Source organism: Lactococcus cremoris subsp. cremoris KW2 (assembly GCF_000468955.1).
Classification (GTDB): domain Bacteria; phylum Bacillota; class Bacilli; order Lactobacillales; family Streptococcaceae; genus Lactococcus; species Lactococcus cremoris.
The window spans coordinates 1,154,932-1,173,158 of the sequence record NC_022369.1; the positions used below are offsets into that span (position 1 = coordinate 1,154,932).

Genomic DNA, 18,227 nt, shown 5'->3' on the forward strand with positions numbered 1-18,227 from the left:
ATAGAAAGGAGAAACTTGAAAAAATTATTATACTTTTTTGTTGGAATTCTAGTCATTACTGCTTCACTAGGACTGATTACCAATAGAATGAAAGCTGCTGACGGAGTCAAAACTCAGAATAATAGCTTGACAATTTTTAACTGGGGTGAATATATCGATCCAGACTTGATTAGTAAATTTCAAAAAGAAACAGGTTATAAAGTTAACTATATGACTTTTGATTCCAATGAAGCCATGTATTCAAAAGTTAAACAAGGAGGAACAGCTTACGACCTGATTGTTCCTTCTGATTACATGATTGAAAAAATGGCCAAAGAAAATCTGCTCCTTAAGCTAGACCACAGCAAAATTAAAGGTTTAAAAGACGATGACCCTAAACTACTTAATCCAGCTTTCGACCAAGGAAATCAATATTCTGTTCCATACTTTTGGGGAACATTAGGTATAGTTTATAACTCAAAAACAGTAAAAACTCCTCCAAAAACGTGGAATGATATCTGGTCACCAACTTACAAAAACTCGATTTTACTGACAGACAGTGTGCGTGACGTCATGGCAATGGTTCTTAGTAAACATGGCTATTCATTAAATACAACCAACCAAAAAGAGTTAGACATAGCCTATCAAGACCTCCTTAAGCTTACGCCAAATGTAAAAGCAATTTTGGGCGATGAAATCATGAATTACATGATTAATAATGAGACACCTTTAGCCGTTGTTTATAGCGGACAAGCAGCAGAGATGACCTCTGAAAATAAAAATTTGAAATATGTCATCCCTGAACGTACAAATATTTGGTATGATAATTTAGCTATTCCGAAAACAGCAAAAAATGTCAAAGCAGCTTACGCTTTTATTAATTTCATGCAGGAACCCAAAAATGCAGCTCAAAATGCAGAGTGGATTGGTTATGCAACTCCGAACTTGAAAGCAAAAGCTCTCTTACCCAAAGAAATTCGTGATAATAAATCGTTTTACCCAGATGAAGCAACTATCAAAGATGATGAAGCTTACAAAAACCTCAATCCATATTGGACTGGAATTTATAATGATTTGTATTTAGAATTTAAGATGAATAAATAATTGGAGAGCGTTGTCCTAATTTGAATGTGTCTGCAGAACTAGTAAAACCACTAAAATTAGCAACTCTATAGTCCAGTTAAGTTCAAAATTAAAAATAAATCCTACATAAAAGTCTACAAAGTTAATTTGTAGACTTTTTCTTTTTTCAATCAATTTTTTCATTTTAAAACTGTTTATTTCGTGTTTTAAATTTTCTATCATACTTTTTATAATAGAAAAAATGTTTTATGTTAATAAAAGACCCTAAAATTGTAGACATAAAAAGTCTATATTCTGAGGGTCTAATTAGTTTGTTTTTTAATTATTTATCTATCTATCGACCATTCTTTTGGAAATGAATGCGATACTCCTTTGGCGACAAATTACTCCATTGTTTAAATTGTCGAGAAAAATGGGACAGATTCTGATATCCAATAGTTTCAGCAATTTCGCTAATTGGAAGATATGGTTGATGAAGAAGAAATTTTGACTCGTTGTAACGGAGTTGATCTAGATAATTTTTAGGACTGATTGAGTAAACTTTTCTAAAGACTTTCAACATGGTACTTTCACTTATATTTAAAGCATATGCTATCTCATGCATTGAGAGGAGTTGCTGGTTTTCTTTGATAGGTTGCTTAGTAAATGTTCGAAAATTTTGTTGTATTGTATCTGCGATTGATTTTGCTAAAATTAGCGATGAATTATCTGATAATGTAGCTATATTTTGCTCTAGTAAGGTGTAATCATATAAACTAAGCATTAATTCAATCAAAAGTTTTTCTGTCATTAATTTCTCCCTAAGAGAAAAAGTATTTGTTTCAATGAGAGTAATATACTTTTGGAGAACTGATTTTATTTTTGTAAAAGCATCATTATTTTTATTTAATTTTACTGAGCAAAGCATAAGTATATTTAATTGAATCTCTGGATCATCAATATCAAAATGGACACAAAAATAATGCATACCAGTAGGCGAAATACAAGAGTTTTCATGTGGCATTCCGGGTGGGATGAGTATGATATCATCTTGATAACAATTAAATGAACATCCATCAAATTTAGTCTGTTGAACACCATCAAGTATAATCATAATCTCGAAAGCAAAATGGGCCTCACGTTCAATTTTCCAGCCTAATGGAACACTTTGTTGGTGCCCTCCAAAAAATTTCATATTCATATTTATTTCGGGTAAGCTGATAATATTTTTTAGCCATTCGGGTTCTTTATTCATTATTGTTCACGACCTTTATTTTTAGAGGTCAGAGCTGAGAATGTGAAAATCAAAGCTATTACGACAAAAATGAAAGCTGCATATTTTATTTGTGATAAAGCGTCAGAAGCTCCAAATATTTTTCCTAAAAAACTGATTATAAAAGGCGAAAAGAAGGATCCTAAGTTACAAGCAATCATAGCTAGTGAAATAACAATATTTTTGGCGGAAGATGTCACACTAGATAAAATTAGACCGTATACATAAGGAATAACTATCATGGAAATGGAGACAAAAACTAAACCAATAAAGAATACAAGCATATTGGTAGCCGCAAGTAGTATTAAATACCCTATGAATCCTAAAACACATGCTAAAACAGGTGTGAAATTTTTAAATAACTTATGAATTTGTCCATAAAAGATGAAGCTGATACTTCCTAAAATACCGGCTACTGCTAAAGCAAGAGACAGAAGTTCAGAGTGAGCCAGTCCTAATTGTTGAATTGCAAGTGCTGATGAAGTTAGCATGACGATTACAGACACGAAGAAGAAAAATAACGTGAAAATACCTAAAAGAACAGCAGGGGATAATTTTTTATTTACATGTGCGACGGTATCGTTTTTAACTTCAACACTCGTTTCTTTCTCAATTCTTTTTGTGTATCCTAGCGAAAAAATAATAATCATAGGAATTATTGCTAAATAAACTAAGAAACTACTATGCCAATTAACTGATAATAATAGACCTGCAATAAAAGTTGCGACGCTGTTTCCTAAGGCAGCAGTAGCTGATTGTAATCCAATTAAATTTTGTTGCTCATCTCCTTCAAAACAATCTCCGATTAAAGAAATCGTTAATGAATTGTATAATCCAGTACCAGCACCGAATAAGAAACGACCTAATAAAATTAAATAAAAATTGGAAGTAAAAGCAGGTAATAGTCCGCCCAAAAGAGCTATGGTCAATCCTATAAGAACTGTATTACGTTTTCCGATGTATTTAATAATTCCAGAGCTTAGAATTATGAATAACATAATAGAGAAAGAGGGGATTGTTAACAGTGATTGAATTTCGGTTGTACTTCGATTGGCAAAGGAATCAATCATCGTCGGTACAGCAGCAGCAACAGCGCCTGCTGTTTGGATTGTTAAGGATATACATAAAATAGCAACTTTTAGTCGAACATTCTGGAAAGAAGTTGATGATTTTAACATGGGTGAAACCTCCTAGATAATAAAATTATGTTTTGTTGCAGTAATGTGATACTCAGGACAGTTTAAACTTTTTCAAAATAAAATGCAAGCGCTTTTCATTCTAAAGATAACGGTTGCATTTTATAAAAATTACCAGTATTAATCTGCTTATTTACTAATATACAAGGGAAAATGCCAAACAAAATAAGTGATTATGTTAGCTTTTTTTCCGATTATTGGTAAAAAATATCTGATTTTTGATATATAATTAATTATAGAAATTAGGTATTCTTATAGCATTGAGAAAGGTGAACAAAATGACAGAAAAAATTAAAGGAATTAATTTAGGTGGATGGCTTGTTTTAGAAAAATGGATGTCTCCTAAACTTTTTGAAGATGTAGCCGCAGAAGATGAATATTATTTGGCACATGACTTATCTGAGAGTGAATATAAGGCACGAATCAAAGTTCATCGCTCAGAGTTTATAACAGAAACCGATTTTTTACGTATTTCCTCAGCCGGATTTAATTTAATACGAATTCCAGTTCCTTATTTTATTTTCGGAGATCGCTTACCATTTATCGGTTGTATTGAGGAATTAGATCGAGCGTTTAACTGGGCAGAAGCCTATGGGGTACGTATTTTATTAGATTTACATACAGCACCTTTTAGTCAAAATGCATTTGATAATGGCGGATTATCCGGAGTTTGTAGATGGGCACAAATGCCAAAAGAAGTTGAATTTGAATTAACAGTATTAACAAGATTAGCAGAACGCTATAAAAATCATGCTGCTTTATGGGGAATCGAAGTGATTAATGAGCCAATTACTGAACGTATTTGGAAAACGATGAATCCTCAAAAACGATATATTCCTCGAGATTTAAAACTGGCTGTTGACAGTGCACCTATATCGTTAGAGTTTCTACAAGAATTTTATAAAGAAGCATATTTCCGCTTAAGAAACATACTTCCAGAAGAGATGGTTATTTCATTTCATGATGGTTTTGAACTACATTCTTGGAAGGAATTTTTTAAAGAAAATGACTTTAAAAATGTCATGTTAGATACCCACCAATATGTGATGATTGCAGAATTAAAAGGAACACCGCAAAGTTTAGAAGCTTATAAAGTGTATCTGGACGATTTAGGAAAGCAAATTGCCGAGGTACAAAAATATGTTCCTGTTTTTGTAGGGGAATGGTCACTTTTTAATTCATATACTGCTGGAGTTGATACAAAAGGAGGAATCAATCCGACTCAAGAAGAATTTTTAGATAAAAAAACAATGTCAAAAAATGAATTAGCAATGACTTATTTAGAACTATGGAATGCTTCAGTGAAAGCTTGGAACCAAGGTGAAGGTCATATTTATTGGACTTATAAATTAAATATTGATACTGTAAATGAACCAGCGTGGTATGGTTGGGATTCATGGGATATGAGCCGTTGCTTAATTAATCAGTGGGTTGATCCAATGAATGATATAAAATATTAGAAATCGAAATAATTAAGAAAGGTTTTCTTTAAATGGTGAAGATAAAAAATCCAATTATTCCTGGAATGGCTCCAGATCCATCTATTATTCGAGTTGAGAATACATATTATCTAGCTACTTCAACGTTTCATTGGATGCCAGGCATTCAATTGTATAAATCTACAGACTTAGTCAACTGGACACTTATTGATAATGTATTAAAAAAAGACAAAATCAATTTACGAGGAACAAATACACCTGGTGGAATTTGGGCTCCTCATTTATCATATGATATAAAAACTAAAAAATATTGGTTAGCCTATTCTCACATGGTAAATATGGCTGGTAGAGAATTTAGTTCAAATTCTTATATGATGTGGTCTGAAAATATTAGTGGACCCTGGTCTGAACCAATTTATTTAACATCAATTGGTTTTGACCCCTCTTTATTCCACGATGAAGATGGTAAGCACTATGCTGCAATATTAGAATGGGAGAGCAGAGAAGGTTACCAAGCTCCAGGACACATTGTCATTGCAGAAATTTCTTTGGAAAATGGAGAAGTTTTAGGTCAGTGGAAAAGAGTAACCCAAGGTTTTACTACTCGGGGATGTGCCGAAGCACCACAAATTTATAAACATGCGGGCTACTATTATTTATTACTGGCCTCAGGTGGGACAGGTTATGCGCATGGAGTCGAAATCGGTCGTTCAAAAAGTATAATGGGTCCTTATGAGCCACATCCGACGGGAGAACCAATCATTACTTCGTCACCTCGGCATCTCTTTTCTTTAGGAGATCCTGATGCAGGACATTTTGAGATGTATAATCCAAATTCTTTAATCCAAAAAGCTGGACATGGCTCCCTAGTAGATACACCAACTGGTGAATGGTATATTACTCATCTTATGTCACGACCGTTGCCAGGAACACTTTTAAATCCATTGGGACGAGAAACTTCAATACAGAAAATGCGTTGGAATGATGATAATTGGCTAGAAATGGAAGATGGTTCAAATCTAGCAAAAATTGAAGTAGAAGGTATTTCTGGTATAGAAGATTTGAAGTTATTAAATCATGATGTACAAGAATATTTTGAAGCCCCAAAGTACAGTAATCAGTTTATGACACCGTATCAAGCACAAACTATTGAATGGGTTAATACTACAGAACGACCGGGCTTTTTACGAATTTATGGTGGAGACTCATTTTTTTCACAAGTAAATCCATCAATAATGGCGACTAGAGCAACATCATTTTTGTATGAAATTGATACAAAAGTAATTTTTAATCCTAATCATTATTCAGAAACGGCAGGTGTCGGGCTCTACTATGATTCAAATAATTGGGTTTATCTCCATATTACCTATTCAGAAATTACGAAAGGCCCCGTATTATCGGTTTTACAGGCAAAATTAGGTGAGAGAAAAGAAATTTTTCAACCAATCGTCGAAGTACCTAGTGGAACTGTAGAATTAAAAATAATTTATAATATGGGCTTTGCTGAAATGTATTTTCGATTAGTGGACCAAGAGGAATGGCAACTTGTTATGGAAAAGATTGATGTGACCTATTTATCTGATGAAGGTGTAAATGGAGAATCGGGTGAAATTGGTGGTTTCACGGGATTGTTCAACTTTATTGGCACGGTAGATGCACATCAACATGATTCGTTTGCTGATTTTCAATTCTATAAAGTGGTGAATTTCGAATAAAGACTAAATATAGTTTATTGGCTTGCCATTAGTAAGGTGAAGCCCATCTATAGTGACAATATATCTGGAAGTTAGGGTCAATGAAAAAATATTTAAAAAGATTCATTATCTAATTACCTACTGATCATGTGGAAATTAAGTTCTTTTTTTAAAAAAGAACTTTTTTCTATGAAAGAATAAACTAAATAAAATCTAAGGGAAATATGATTTATGTCAGAAGAAGAAAATACATGAAAAGAACTTTTTGGAGTTGAAATAAATTCTCTGCCCTTAAGTGACTTTGGACATGTGAACTTGAAACTAGAGAGTTTACATTCGTAAAATAAAAAGGAGAATGAGTGAAATACTTATCGTTTTAGTCCAGTAAAGTTATTTGACGAATTAAGTCAATGTTAAAATAAAAAGCCAAGTAAATTTAATTGGTCAATAAGTTTGAGTCTTGGGTGCACATCAATCAATAAGAATTACTTTATCGGATAAAAATAAGTTTTATTATATATAGAAGTGCAAGCTATATAATTTAAAGTTGAAAAATAGCTAAAATAATGTATAATAAAAGGTACATGAAATATTGTAATTAGATTATAATCAAGAGAAATCATGGATTTAGTTGATTATATAGTTGGTATCATTGACTTTGTAAATATCAAACGATACTTTTTAGCGTTATTATGTAGATTGGAATGCAAAAGACTCCGAAAAATTAAGGTTTTTCGGAGTCTTTTGCATCTTTTTTTCATTAAAAGCAGTCCTTTTGTGTCGCTTGTATTATTAAATAGTAACTTATACTTACTTAAATATATTATTTTAAAAAACAAAATATTTAAAATTTAGCCAAGTATAGGCATTTATAAGTATTTTTATATCAAGAACATCACAGAGCTTTCGAGAAAACCTTAATTTTTCGTAAAACAAAAAATGAATTTTGAAAGGATTTGAGATGGAAAAAATGGACTTTTATGGGAGGATAAAAAATCTTGCAGAAGCTTCGGATAAATCTTTTAATCAAATTGAGAAAGAACTAGGATATTCTAGAAATGCATTGAGTAACTACAAAGGTAAAACGATGCCTTCCGCAATTCGATTATTAGAATTGGCTGAGTACTTTGATGTTACACCGAGATATTTAATGGGATTTGATGAAATATATCTTAAAGAAAAAAGTGAAGATAGTCTTGCCGAGTTTATTTTTGAAAATTTAAATAAGAAACAAAAATTCGAAATGTGTAGATTATCTCAAGGGTGGTTAGTACATGAAATGAAGACTAATTCAGTAGGGGATTAACTAAGAAGTGATAGTTTTTTAAACCTAAATAATATCTACAAATTTAGTTATTATGAAAATGTAAGTTTTGGAGAATTACCGTACCTCTCTGATTCAGACTTAATCAATTGCTTTTCGAATGTAGATTGTAGTTATAAAAATATGTTAAAAATTTTCAAAGCAAAATAATCTTACTTTGCACTAGAACGATACCACTCTAGTATAAATCAACAAATAGGAGATAAATCAATGAAAAAAATAACCTGTGGTTTTGTTTTAAGTACAATGTTACTTGGGACTCTTTCACCGACAATCCGAGTGATTTCAGAAACAAGTTCTGTGATTACAAAAGAAACTTCAACTATAGAATCTTCGGAGAGCACTAATAATTCACTACCCCAATCTAGTCCTCTCTTGACAACTTATAATAGCACAATCAGCGATTCTACTACTAATGAAAATCAAGTGTTACATCAAAGTAAAGAAGATACACAAAAAGAACTTTTAACTACTACCGCTCAAGCACAAAGAGATACAAATACTTTGAGTGAAGAAAGTATCACATCCGATGATATAGCTTCTGGAACCTTTGGTACCTCAGCTTGGCGAATTGATTCAAATGGTACATTATATATTGGTGCTGGTGAGTTTTCTGATACACCCCTTAACCCAAATGGAAGTACGAGTAGTAGTCCTTGGTTTCAGTGGCGATCTCAAATTAAAAGTATACATTTAGATGGACCAATTATAGCAAGCGATAGTTTGAATAATTTATTTGATTATCTAAGTAATGTAACTGATATTGAAGGAATTGAGCAATTAGATACTTCGAAAACTACTAAAATGCAAAGAGTTTTTGGGGAGTGTTCAAGCTTGGCAAGTCTTGACCTAACTTCGTGGGATGTTTCAAAAGTAGTAGATATTTTTTCACTATTTAATGGAGCAACAAATATGCAATCATTGAATGTATCAAATTGGGATACCTCAAGCATGACTAATATTACTTATGCTTTTTCAACCATGTCTAAATTGAAAAATTTAGATTTATCCCGTTGGAGGGTAACACCACTGAATGCTACTCAAGGTGTGTTCATGGGAGATTCTTCTTTAGAAGAGCTTGATCTAACAGGATTTGATATGACCAAATTGCCATCTTCATCTTATAATAAGTACGTAATGACATTGTTTTTCCAAAACACAAATTCCTTAAAGTCGTTGAAATTAAGTGATAAATTTAGGATTTGGGGCACAGATGATACAAATGTAGAACTTCCAGAAATTTTGCCAAATAATGAATACTCAGGGAAATGGGAAAATGTAGGTTCAGGTACTAATGAAAATCCAAATGGTAAAGATATCTGGACAAGTAAGGAATTAACACAAAATTTTAATTTAAATCCTAAAAATGACACTTATGTATGGCAGCCAATATCAAATAAAGCAGCTGATTTGACCGTTAAATATTTAGATACTAATGGTAATAAGATTTCTGCAGATGTTGTAAAATCGGGAGATATTGGAGACACCTATACAACAGAACAAAAGTCCATTGCTGGTTACGTCTTCAAAAACGTTCAAGGAAACGTCACAGGGACTTTAACAGACCAAGCACAAACAGTTACCTACATCTATAAAGTTGATCAATCGACGCTTAATGTAAAAGATTCAACCATTTATACAGGCGATAAATGGAAGTCTCAAGATAATTTTGTTTCTGCTACCGATGTTGATGGGAATGACTTAGATTTTAGTCAAGTTACAGTAGATGCCTCTAATATTGATACAAATAAAGAAGGAACTTATGAAGTCATTTATTCATATGCTGGATTAACTCAGAAGGCAAAAATTACAGTAAAAATAAATCAAACAAATGTAGAATCAGCAAATATCAATCCAATAACATCACAGGATGTTGTGATTACTGGAATTTTACCAGCATATGGTGAAACTAATACAGGTCAAAAAATAGAATTGAGTTATTCTAGTGCAGCAATGTTTTCCCTTAATAATAAGGTTTATAATCAAAATACCGTAAGTGGAAATCAAATGTTCAATTATTCAATAACACGGTTGAATAAGGACTATTATACCTTTACTTTTACATTACCTAATGGAGAAGTTTTTGCCTCTGGTGATAAGTTAGATTGGTTTATTATTCCAGCGACACTGCCAACCGGCTCACCTCAGTTATCACAGAAACTATCAACTGAAATTATAGTTGGAGAACTAAAGGCAGTTGTAAATGTTCATGATTCAAGTATTTACGTAGGAGATACTTGGAAAGCAGAAGATAATTTCGATTCAGCACTTGATAAAGACGGAAACAAAGTCGGCTTCAGTCAAATGACAGTAGACGATTCAAAAGTTGACATAACTACAGCTGGAGTTTATGATGTCACTTATACTTTTGATGGCGTGACAAGTAATGCTAAAGTAACTGTTAAAGATAGGCAAACAGCTGTAAATGTTCATGATTCTACCCTCTATGTAGGAGATACTTGGAAAGCAGAAGAAAACTTCGATTCAGCTTTCGATAAAGATGGCCACAAAGTTGATTTCAGTCAACTCACGGTTGATGATTCAAAACTTGACCCAAATACACCAGGTATCTATGATGTGACCTACACTTATGATGGTGTGGCGAGTACAGCTAAAGTATCTGTTAAAAATAGACAAACAGCTATAAATGTTCATGATTCAAGCATTTACGTAGGTGACAATTGGAAAGCAGAAGAAAACTTTGATTCAGCATTTGATAAAGATGGCCACAAAGTTGATTTCAGTCAACTCACGGTTGATGATTCTAAAGTACATACAAGTAAAGCCGGTGTTTATGATGTGTCTTACACTTATGATGGGGTCACTAGTATAGCTAAAATAACAGTTAAAGATAAAGAGTCAACTATATTACCATCAGAAGATGATAAGAATAAAGAGAAATCTTCGGAAAAAAATATAGAAAAGATCAATACTAAGAAGACTACATCTGAAGGTTCTGTGTCAGAAAATAAATTACCAGAAACTGGGGAGGCACGTTTAGTCGTCGTCGCTACAATGATAGGTGGTTTAGCGATTCTTTTGATTTCGGTCTTGATGGCTAAAAAGCAAGTTAAAAAATAAAAAAGGACTTTGTAAGGAGTCCTTTTTTATGAGCACCTAAAAATTGGAAGAAGAAATATTGTTAAAAAGACTTAACAAACGTTATAACTTGGAAGAATTAAGTCTAGTACAGTTTATATTTGATTTTTGACTACCGTTACGGTAGAATGTAATGGTGTTTGCTTTAAGGTACGTTATCGTAACTTAAAGCAAACACACATAAGTAGACAATTAGTAACAAATAAAAGATATATGACAGCTAGATTAGTATTAGTAGAACATAGACTCAAACAACTTAATAATGAATTTGTCAGCAACAAATCCCCTAGTGAAGAAGTGGCGCCGAAATAGTATTTCAGTTATAAGAGACTTTTGAATAATTAATACTGAAACAATGGCTTATATTAGGGGAGAATTATAGTATGACTTACAGAAAAGAATTTGATATGCCAAACATACACGGTATTGAGCCATCAGTAGTTAGAGTAAAGGGGCGCGGAGGAACTAACTATAATGTAATGCCTAAAGGTTTAGGTAATACAAACAACTTTGAAATGTACGAACGCGAGCAGGTTGTTCAACTCCTACACGAATTGACAGCTCTTAATCTCGGTATCAATGACTTTGAAGAATGTTCTAAAATTGTCGCGAGATTTATCAAAGAATAAAATGATTATTATGATAAAAGTATGATTAATATCCTAAAATATAATAATAATATTATTAGTGAATTGCCCATTTATTTGTGTTAAAATATAATAATATGTTAGAAAAATTAAAAGCAAATCGAAAATGGGAAGCTAAAAACCTTTATAAAACGAAACATGACACTGCTCGCAGACAGTCTCGTAGGTATATCAGAGATTTTGCCAATGATGAAGATATTAAAGAATTAAAAAAATGGCTTACACTTGCCGAAAATGGGATGAACAAAGAAATTAAATGACACTTAAAACTGACCAAAAGCCAAACATGAACATTAAAAAATGCTAGGAATCAGTCCTAGCGTTTTTATTTATAGATAAGCTATAATTTAGCCAATATGAACTTAGCCATCATTTAATGAAATCGTATTTTAGGTATCTATTCTCTACATATTTTTTGCAATATTTCTATGAAATATTGCAAAAAATATTATAAATGGTTCTTAAAATTGAAAGAAAACAAACTGACTTTAACATTCACGATAAAGATGTCCTAGCTTGGCAAGTGAATCCATTTAGTATGATAATGAGAGTTTGATTTGTTGAAGGGTTAACTAATTGGTTTAAAGCACAAATAACGATGTTGAATTAGAATATAACAGATGAAATTATTGATAAAGAAGCACTTAATAAAGAATAGCAAATAGAAGAGATCAAGCGAGACTCTAATTAAAAATTCATATTAGGGATTGATTGAGGGGCGTCTGAGCTTACTAAAATTGAAGTGGGAACTATTACAACACTTGTAAACCTATTATTTTTAATTGCATGTTTTTTTATAGAAAAAAATAAGAAAATCCCAGAATATCTTTTTATGATAGTTTCATTAGTTTGTTTTGGTAGTGTCATAAATTTATTTTTATACCATCTTTTGTTTAAAGTTCAGCTTGGAAGTTATTTTCTTTCAATTATCGTGTTCATTGTTGGGACAATTATTGCTGGTTACGGAACGGGTCGTTCTTTATATTATGGGATACTTAAATTTCCAATTGAAAAATGTTGTATTCTATTAGTGGAAAAGCATAATAAATCATTTTCCTACTATCGCTATGGTGTTGATATTCTTAGTATTTTGATTTCATTATCCATATCATTAGTATTTAAACTCCCTATATATATTGGGGAGGGAACAATATTAAGTTTTATTTTATTAACCTTTGTGATTAATAAAACCAAAAATAATGAATCTATCATTGTGAAAAAACTTTGGGTCACAAAAGGTGAAAAAATGTAAAAGATATAATTTACTATCTTTTTTAAACTACTGAAAATAACTTTATAATGATTCATAAAAATTTATTAGAATAGATTCTGGATATGAGGGCATGAATTTTTTAAGTAAGTTCTTTCTTAAACAAACTATTGAAGTTACATGGTCCGAGCACTAAGTATAGGGGGATTATGAAACTTTAAATATATTGATGAAATAGGATTGCTAAAAATTATAAGATATATCGGTTTTTTGTGAATAAGAATAATGAGTCTATTGACTGATGAACAAGAGAAATGGAGCAGTCAAAAGAAATATTTATAGGCTAACCACCTATCTATTTATCAAATAAAGTGTTACAGTTGGTTAAAGGGTCCCACCTTTCAAAAAAGGATAGATTTGGGGAAGATTGTTATCGAGAGAGACAAGACAAGCTGTAAAGACGCATAACGAATCTTTTGAAACTTTAACAGTTTGCAAAAACCTTGGGAAAAGGAACTAAAAATTCCTATAAAAGAGCTTATTAATGATTTAGAATTAGAAATAAGTTACAAAGAAGAGGTAAGTTACATGATCTTAGGGATACTAAAATCTAATTTTCCAGGAGAGCGACGTGTCCCTCTCTTACCGGAAGATATCAATGATTTTGAAAATGAATTGATATTAGAGGAAGGTTTTGGAGAAATGTTAGATATTGAAGATAATGCTTATAAAGAAGTCGGGTGTCTTATTGCCTCTAGAGCAGAAGTCTTTGCAAAATCCGATGCGATATTTTCGTTGAAATTACTTCAGCCTGTTGATTATCCATCAATCAAAGTTGATCAACTTATAATTGGATGGACTCATCCTTATGGTTCAGGTAAAAACTTTATGAACGACCAAGCTTTTCCTAAAGATTTGGTCGTTGTTGATTTAGATAATAATTTTCCAGGAATTTTTTATAAAAATGAAGTCATTAGTGCAAATATTCCCAAGGGGTTATTTTATAGAAATAGCTTTTATGCAGGACTTGCAGGAGTAATTCATGCCTTTACTTCGTATGGATTTTTACCAGATAATGAAACGAAAATTGCGATTCTTGGTTCTGGAAATGTTTCTCAGGGAGCGTTTAATAGTGCCTCAAAATTTTCATCTAATATTCGAATGTTTTATCGTAACACCATGCCAGTCTTTAAAAAGAATTTTAGGGATTATGATATCATTATTAATGGCATTGAAGTTGGAACTGAGAACGACCCGATCCTATCACTCTTGGAACAGAGTCAATTAAAAAAAGGAACATTAATTATTGACGTGGCTGCTGATGCAGGAAATGCCATTCAAGGGAGCCATTTTACGGATATAGAGCATCCAATTTATAAAGAAAAAGGACTTTATTATTATGTTGTCCCAAATGTTCCTTCTATTTTTCATAGAAATATCAGTCAGTTATTAAGTAAGGTACTGAGTGAACATATTTTTCGAAAAGATGTTGTTGTTTTTAATGAAATAAAAGAAAGAAGAAAATGAAAGTTTTGCGATATTTCAATTGGAAAAATACTTCAGGATGTTTTTTAATACATTTGCGAGAGGATTCCAATTTTATATAGAATCAAATATTCTGATGGACATGGAATAATTTGAGTGGTTTTACAAAAGCAAATACTTTATGTCATTTATTTTATTATGCGGGGAGCCAATTTAAACTTTATTTCTTTAACAAAAAACCTACTAGTTTGTTGCTAGTAGGTTTTTTATATTTAAGTAGAGTGTGGTCAAATATTAGAAATATAGCATAAATAATGAAGGAGGCGGGAATCGAACCCACTAATTAATAATATTCTCCCAACCATTTTGGATTTCCTTCGTAATTGATAGTTTAAGAATACCAATAAAAGATAGCGCTGTCAAAAGAAATGACTTTTTACTATTATTAACTTAAGAAAGCACTTGCAATAATAATGGAAAGTGGTATACTTGCGTTGAGAGGGTCTGATTGAACTCTCTCCTTTCTAAAGTGAGCCACTTTCTAAATTTGGAGTGGCTTTTACGATATTTTTGTAATTAATAAATAATGTGCTATACTTGGCGTAAGGTAGGTTCATCGAAAGTGCCGCCTGTCATCTTTTGCTGCTCAATTGTGAGTGGCTTTTTTTGAATTGTTATAGTTGAAATAACTCAAAATTTGACTTTAGAAACTCGTAGTGTTATGCGCGTGAGACGGGATTGAGCAGCTAGATATCTTATTGGGCACATAACCCGAAAGTCACTGGTTCAAATTCTGTTCCCGCAATATTTAAGCTTGTAATAGTTTAACAAAATGTTATACTGTGTAGAGGAAAGATTAGTTGCTTTCCCTACAGTTCATAAAATCCATGTCTTAAAGATATGGATTTTATTAATATGTGGGTAGTTTGACATTAAGTATAATTAGTGTTACTATGAGTAAGTAGATTTTGTCATGAGTAAAAGTTTTATAGATTCACTTTTCGCAAAATGAGATTTACAATTTTGTCGAAAGGAAATAAATATTATGGCAAATGGAACAGTAAAATGGTTTAACGCTACTAAAGGATTTGGTTTTATTACCTCTGAAGATGGTCAAGATTTGTTCGCACATTTCTCAGCAATCCAATCTGATGGATTCAAATCACTTGACGAAGGTCAAAAAGTAGAATTTGATGTTGAAGAAGGTCAACGTGGACCTCAAGCAGTTAATATCACAAAAGCATAAAAATCTGATAAAACAGATGAAAACCAGAGCTCTTGCTTTGGTTTTTTTATATGCCGTGCATATGATGGAGTAAGCTTGTCCTTCAAGAAGAACCACGCTTTTTATTTGTATATGGTGAACTTATCTTAAATAAATATGCCAGTATTCACTGGCATATTTTTGGTCAGGAAAATGTAGGAAGAAAACCACATATTTCTCTTTATATAAGGGAGAGTTAATTTATAGTCGTATAACTTATATTAAACATATATAAATTAGCAAGATTCACCAATAATTAATTTAGGAATGGGAAAGGCCAGATTTTCAGTATTAATTGGCTCCTTATCTAAGACTTCAAAGAGTAAGTGGATGGCTTTTTCACCTAGTTCTGGAATATTATGGTCAACGGACGTAATTCGGGGGATGTGAAAGTCACTATCTGGGAAATATTCGCAAGAGGCTACACCCTTTAATTGTGGACTGCTTGAAAAGTCTCTTAATGCTCGGAGTGCTCCTTGAGCAACACGGTCGTTGATAGCCACAATTCCATCAAAATCAACTTTTGAATTAATTAAGCGGGTCACCGCTTCATAACCATCTTTAGCATAAAAATTATTATTGATGATTCTTTTTTCATCAATCGGTAAGTGATTTTCAGTCAAAATTTCTCGAAAACTATCTGTTCTCTCCTGAGTCATCCATGTATTGGACGAACCACCAATGAAAGCTAATTTCTGATAGCCTTTTTGAATCATGTGAGAAACAAGCAGTTGAGTGGGAGTGCGTTGGTCTCTTTTTAGAGAAAAAATATTTGCTGACAGATGGGTTAAATCACGCCCAAGTAGAATAAGGGGAATTTCTTTGGCTAAATTGCTAAGAGCAGCTTGGTAGTCAGGATTAATATCAGTTTCATCTAATAATCCTCCTAAAATTAAAACTGCATCAAAGTTATTTTCTTGAATTTGTTTAAAAATACTGACTTCGGTCAGTCTATTTTTTTTGTCCTGAATCCCCTTCGCAGTTTGTGTGTCAAATAAAGAGAGCGTGTAGCCTTTGTCAATAAGTTGACTATCCAATTCGGCAACTAGTTGATTGAAGTATGGATTTGTTATATCTGAAACAAGTATGGCTAACATATTGGTTTTTTTAGAAACCATCCCACGTGCCAACATACTTGGATGATAATTAGTTTCTGAAACAATTTTTTCTATCTTTTTCTTTGTTTTTTCGGAAACTTCGGAATCGTTATTAATAGCTCTGGAAACTGTACTGACAGAAACACCAGCAAGTTTGGCGATATCTTTAATCGTTATTTTTTTCATTTATTTACCAATCTCTTTACCACTTTTACTATCTATCCTCTATTATCAATTATTTTTTTAGAATAGTCAATTCATTAAAATAAAAACGTTTGCAAAAAATCCTTGACATCTTCTTTAGGATAAACTATAATGAATTTATGGAAACGTTACCGAAAATATAAAATTTAAAAAGGAGAGCGATGGTGGAGGAGAATAAACCAACAATGATGACCTATATCAAGGAGGAGCAAGAAGTATTATCCAATATTTTAAAAAACTATCCTAATAATTGTCCAGTTATCAAAGGTAATAACTGGTTGATTCTAGCGACTGGGTCAAGTATTAATGCAGCTTATAGCGCGAAATATTATATTGAGAAAATCCTTGATGTATATTTAACGATAGAAGAACCTTTTAAATTTCATTATTATGAAAAATTAAAAGAAGAAACCGATAACGTTATCGGTATTTCTCAAAGTGGAGAAAGTACTTCAACCATTGACGCTCTTAAAGCCATTAAAAAATTGAAACCAGAACTTACCATGTACGGATTGACAAGTAAAAGGGAAAGTGAGCTTGCCCAAGTAGTCAATGAAGTGATCGAAATTGAAAATGGGATTGAACGTGTTGGTTATGTCACTAAAGGATTCACGGCAACTATTTTTAAATTAATGTTAAGTGGATTAAAAACGGCCAAAAATAAAGGTTTAATTAGTGAACAGGAAGAAGCAAAAGAACTGAGCAGTTTTGAAAAAGCTATCAATAAAATTTCAGATATTATTGAAAAAACGGAAAACTTTTATGAAAAATGGTCAGAGAAATTAGGCCAAGCAGAGCGTTTTACTTCGTTATGCACTGGTGCCTTGATTGGAACAGCAATGGAAATGCAAACAAAATTTTCAGAAACGATTCGGATTCCAAGTCAAGGAATGGATATAGAGGTTTTCATGCACGGTCCTTATTTTGAAGTCAATTCAAAGCACCAACACTTCTATATTGATAGTAATTCGCCAATGAATCAACGACTCTTTAACTTACGAGATTATGAAAAACGATATGTTGGTCAAGTATACACGATAAGTTTAAATAAAAGTCAGAATGATTCTGAACTTGGATTGGAACTGGAGATTGATGAATACAAAGCAGGACTTTTTATGATTATTCCTTTTCAAATTTTGGCACACCATATTGCGGAAGCCAGAGGAAATCATTTAAGTCAGAGGATTTATACAGATTTTGGTCTTGCAATGAAGAGTAAAACTAAGCCTGGCGATTACGCTTAGTTAAAAAGGG

13 protein-coding genes and 1 pseudogene are annotated in these 18,227 nt (G+C 32.2%); 11 read left to right on the forward strand and 3 right to left on the reverse strand.

Features of this window, described 5'->3' with window-relative positions:
* Window positions 1–15: 15 nt before the first annotated feature.
* Window positions 16–1,083 (forward strand): ABC transporter substrate-binding protein, encoded by a 1,068-nt coding sequence (locus KW2_RS05555; protein ID WP_011835198.1) that lies wholly within the window; start codon window positions 16–18, stop codon window positions 1,081–1,083.
* A 313-nt stretch (window positions 1,084–1,396) separates the two neighbouring features.
* Here the strand turns inward: KW2_RS05555 and KW2_RS05560 are convergent, their stop codons facing one another.
* Both KW2_RS05560 and KW2_RS05565 read right to left on the reverse strand, forming a co-directional pair.
* The gene (locus tag KW2_RS05560) at window positions 1,397–2,296 is read right to left on the reverse strand and encodes an AraC family transcriptional regulator (protein ID WP_021037202.1); all 900 of its coding nucleotides are present in this window, start codon (window positions 2,294–2,296) and stop codon (window positions 1,397–1,399) included.
* Window positions 2,296–3,492, reverse strand: a complete 1,197-nt coding sequence (locus tag KW2_RS05565) for an MFS transporter (RefSeq protein WP_021037203.1) — start codon at window positions 3,490–3,492, stop codon at window positions 2,296–2,298. The genes KW2_RS05560 and KW2_RS05565 overlap by 1 nt, the downstream gene beginning before the upstream one ends.
* Window positions 3,493–3,788: 296 nt before the next feature.
* Here KW2_RS05565 and KW2_RS05570 point away from each other — a divergent pair, with 296 nt between their 5' ends.
* The 9 genes and pseudogenes from KW2_RS05570 to KW2_RS05610 all read left to right on the forward strand — a co-directional run bounded on the left by KW2_RS05570 (window position 3,789) and on the right by KW2_RS05610 (window position 15,654).
* Window positions 3,789–4,970, forward strand: a complete 1,182-nt coding sequence (locus KW2_RS05570) for a glycoside hydrolase family 5 protein (RefSeq protein WP_021037204.1) — start codon at window positions 3,789–3,791, stop codon at window positions 4,968–4,970.
* Between the two features lie 32 nt (window positions 4,971–5,002).
* The gene (locus KW2_RS05575; protein WP_021037205.1) at window positions 5,003–6,664 is read left to right on the forward strand and encodes a glycoside hydrolase family 43 protein; all 1,662 of its coding nucleotides are present in this window, start codon (window positions 5,003–5,005) and stop codon (window positions 6,662–6,664) included.
* Window positions 6,665–7,604: 940 nt separating this feature from the next.
* Window positions 7,605–7,949: a helix-turn-helix domain-containing protein gene (locus tag KW2_RS05580; RefSeq protein WP_021037206.1), complete on the forward strand. Its 345-nt coding sequence runs from the start codon at window positions 7,605–7,607 to the stop codon at window positions 7,947–7,949.
* Window positions 7,950–8,177: 228 nt separating this feature from the next.
* Window positions 8,178–11,048, forward strand: coding sequence for a bacterial Ig-like domain-containing protein (locus KW2_RS12260; protein ID WP_021037207.1), 2,871 nt, complete (start codon window positions 8,178–8,180; stop codon window positions 11,046–11,048).
* 425 nt (window positions 11,049–11,473) lie between these two features.
* Window positions 11,474–11,695, forward strand: coding sequence for a hypothetical protein (locus tag KW2_RS05590; protein WP_143468384.1), 222 nt, complete (start codon window positions 11,474–11,476; stop codon window positions 11,693–11,695).
* 95 nt (window positions 11,696–11,790) lie between these two features.
* Window positions 11,791–11,973 (forward strand): hypothetical protein, encoded by a 183-nt coding sequence (locus KW2_RS05595; RefSeq protein ID WP_041168620.1) that lies wholly within the window; start codon window positions 11,791–11,793, stop codon window positions 11,971–11,973.
* 470 nt (window positions 11,974–12,443) lie between these two features.
* Window positions 12,444–12,965 (forward strand): annotated as a pseudogene (locus KW2_RS05600) (DUF6198 family protein); the annotation flags it as partial.
* Between the two features lie 546 nt (window positions 12,966–13,511).
* Window positions 13,512–14,450, forward strand: coding sequence for a Rossmann-fold NAD(P)-binding domain-containing protein (locus KW2_RS05605; RefSeq protein WP_021037211.1), 939 nt, complete (start codon window positions 13,512–13,514; stop codon window positions 14,448–14,450).
* A 1,003-nt stretch (window positions 14,451–15,453) separates the two neighbouring features.
* Window positions 15,454–15,654: a cold-shock protein gene (locus KW2_RS05610; RefSeq protein WP_011835124.1), complete on the forward strand. Its 201-nt coding sequence runs from the start codon at window positions 15,454–15,456 to the stop codon at window positions 15,652–15,654.
* Between the two features lie 254 nt (window positions 15,655–15,908).
* Here KW2_RS05610 and KW2_RS05615 read toward each other — a convergent pair whose 3' ends face one another.
* Window positions 15,909–16,955: a LacI family DNA-binding transcriptional regulator gene (locus tag KW2_RS05615; RefSeq protein WP_021037212.1), complete on the reverse strand. Its 1,047-nt coding sequence runs from the start codon at window positions 16,953–16,955 to the stop codon at window positions 15,909–15,911.
* A gap of 179 nt (window positions 16,956–17,134) precedes the next feature.
* Between KW2_RS05615 and KW2_RS05620 the strand changes: the two genes are divergently transcribed.
* Window positions 17,135–18,217: an SIS domain-containing protein gene (locus KW2_RS05620; protein ID WP_021037213.1), complete on the forward strand. Its 1,083-nt coding sequence runs from the start codon at window positions 17,135–17,137 to the stop codon at window positions 18,215–18,217.
* Window positions 18,218–18,227: the final 10 nt, after the last annotated feature.